Origin of the sequence: Streptomyces sp. W16, assembly GCF_033194735.1 — a bacterium.
Lineage (GTDB): Bacteria > Actinomycetota > Actinomycetes > Streptomycetales > Streptomycetaceae > Streptomyces.
In genome coordinates this window covers 1-2,578 of the sequence record NZ_JAWOAI010000862.1, presented here as the reverse complement: position 1 = coordinate 2,578, position 2,578 = coordinate 1, and the positions used below count along the sequence as shown (strand labels likewise).

Here is a 2,578-nt window from a genome sequence, read left to right as displayed (position 1 = left end):
GACCGGGTCCACGGCGCGCTGGTCGCCTGCGCGCCGCGCGAGTCGGCGGTCCTCGTCCGGGCCGCGGGGGAGGTGGCCCGCTGGGTCTCCGTCCAGCTGGAGTTGGCGGATCTGGACCAGTCCCGCACCCGACTGATCGAGGCCGAGATCAAGGCACTTCGGGCCCAGATCTCCCCGCACTTCATCTTCAACTCGCTCGCGGTGATCGCCTCGTTCGTCCGCACCGACCCCGAGCGCGCCCGCGAACTGCTCCTCGAATTCGCCGACTTCACCCGCTACTCGTTCCGCAGGCACGGCGACTTCACCACCCTCGCCGACGAACTCCACGCCATCGACCACTACTTGGCACTCGTCCGGGCCCGCTTCGGCGAACGGCTCTCCGTCACCCTGCAGATCGCCCCCGAGGTGCTGCCGGTCGCGCTCCCGTTCCTGTGCCTCCAGCCGCTGGTCGAGAACGCCGTCAAGCACGGTCTGGAGGGCAAGGCTGTGACTGCCGCGGGCAAGAGCCGCATCAGCATCACCGCGCAGGACGCGGGCGCCGAGGCACTCGTCGTCATCGAGGACGACGGCGCCGGCATGGACCCCGACCTGCTGCGCCGCATCCTGGCGGGCGAGGTCAGCCCCTCGGGCGGCATCGGCCTGTCCAACGTCGACGACCGGCTCCGCCAGGTCTACGGCGACGACTACGGCCTCGTCATCGAGACCGCCGTAGGAGCGGGCATGAAGATCACCGCCCGGCTGCCGAAGTACCAGCCGGGCGTGCACTCGGCGAGCCGGCGCAGTGAGCAGTAACGCGCGTCAGGTGCTGCGCGTGGCCACCATCCCCAGGGTGATCAGACCCAGCACGACCCAGCCGAACCACAGCCAGCCGTTGCTGCCGAGCGCCACCGTGTAGGCCGTCACCACCACCAGACCGCCGACGGTGATCACCCCCATGGTCTTCGTGGAACCGGGCATCGCGACACCCTCCTCATGGTTCGTCCCCCTCCATGGTGCCCCCGTTCTGCTTCCGCACGGCGCACACGACGAAATGAGTGCCCGACTTCCACGGTCCCTCACTGGTCCAGGAGGCGGCCTCGTAGAGCGACGGATCGAAGCCGTAGTCGGCCGGCGGGACGTCCCGCGCGCACGCCGCGTCCGACCGCGTACGGGCCTGGGCCAGCGTGACGCCCGCGCCCAACCGGGTGAACCCGACCACTTCCTGATCGTGCTTGCCCGCGCAGGAGACCAGGCTCGCCGCCCGGTTCGAGGGCACGTCCAGACAGTCCCGCCTCTGCATGGTCGACGTGTCCGCGAACGCCGACCCGAGGGCCCGATGGCTGCCGAGCGGCCCGTAGACCGGCCCGTGCGCGCCCAGCACCAGACAGGCGGTCCGACGCCCGGCCGCCTTGAATCCCGCGTCCGTCGGTACGACGGCGTAGCCCCGCACGTCCGCGAGCTTCTCCCGGATCTCCTGCGTCCGCTGCGCACACCGGTCGGCACCGACCTTCCGTGCCTCGTCCGCGGACGCGGTGGACACGAACGCCATCACCTGTCCGTCCGGCACCGAGTTCCGGCAGCCGGCGTCCACGGCGAGCCGTGGCGTCCCCTGGAAGAGGTGCCCGCCCGGCCAGTCGGCGGTGACACAGTCGCCGTCCCTGAGCGGCGCGGCGAGCCCGACGGCCGTGCCGTACGGCGGGCTGCTCCTGCCGGTGTCCTTGGCGGGCGGCTGATGGGCCATCGCGTACCAGACACCGCCCAGGGCGAGAGCGAGCCCGAGCAGACCCGCCAGGACGGACTGGAGGAGCCGGGGGCGAGGCCGCCGGCGCCTGCCCGTGGGGGAGGGCTGGGACGTCGGGGCACCGTATCCGTACGGCGCCGAGACCTGGTGGGTCGGCACCGCCACCGGCACCGGCGCGGCCTGGCCCTCCCAGGGCGACGGCGAACCCAGGTCCGTCTGGGTCCTGGCGTACGCCTCCGCCTCGGCCTGCGGGGTCACGATCCGCGACAGCGCCACCTCCGCCTCCGCCGCCGGAATCCGCCGTAGCGGATCCTTCTCCAGCATCGCGTGGAGCACCGGCGTCAGCGCGCCCGCGCGGGCCGGTGGCAGCGGGTCCTCCATGACCACCGCGGTGATCTCCGCGAGCGGTGACTCGCGGGCGAAGGGACCGTGGCCCTCGACGGCGTGGTAGAGCGTGCAGCCCAGCGAGAACAGGTCGGCGGCGGCGGTCGGCGGCCCGCCCGTGGCCCGCTCCGGAGCCAGATAGCCCGCCGTACCGACGAGCACGGACGTCAGCGTGTACCGCGTCTCCCCGGCGTCCGGCTGCACCGAGATGCCGTAGTCGGTGAGCAGGACCCGGGCGTACGGCGAACCGGTGCGGTCCGGTGCGAGCAGGATGTTCGCCGGTTTCACGTCCCGGTGCATGACACCCCGCTCGTGCCCGGCGGTCAGCGCGTCGAGTACGGCGAGTCCGACGCGGGCGCACTCCGCCGGGGCGAGCGGGCCGTGCCGGCCGACCAGGTCGCGCAGGTCGACGGCGTCCGCCACGTACTCCATGACGATCCACGGCAGCACGTCGTGCTCCAGCACGTCATGGAC

Annotated in this window: 3 protein-coding genes; 1 reads left to right on the top strand and 2 read right to left on the bottom strand. The window is 72.5% G+C overall.

Going from position 1 to position 2,578, the window contains the following annotated elements; genetic code table 11:
- A partial coding sequence (locus R6V09_RS50595; RefSeq protein WP_317888164.1) for a sensor histidine kinase occupies window positions 1-792 on the top strand: 792 nt, incomplete at its 5' end.
- A 6-nt stretch (window positions 793-798) separates the two neighbouring features.
- Here R6V09_RS50595 and R6V09_RS50590 read toward each other — a convergent pair.
- Window positions 799-957 (bottom strand): hypothetical protein, encoded by a 159-nt coding sequence (locus R6V09_RS50590; protein WP_019070924.1) that lies wholly within the window; start codon window positions 955-957, stop codon window positions 799-801.
- A gap of 13 nt (window positions 958-970) precedes the next feature.
- On the bottom strand, window positions 971-2,578 hold a 1,608-nt coding region (locus R6V09_RS50585; protein WP_317888163.1), incomplete at its 5' end, for a protein kinase domain-containing protein.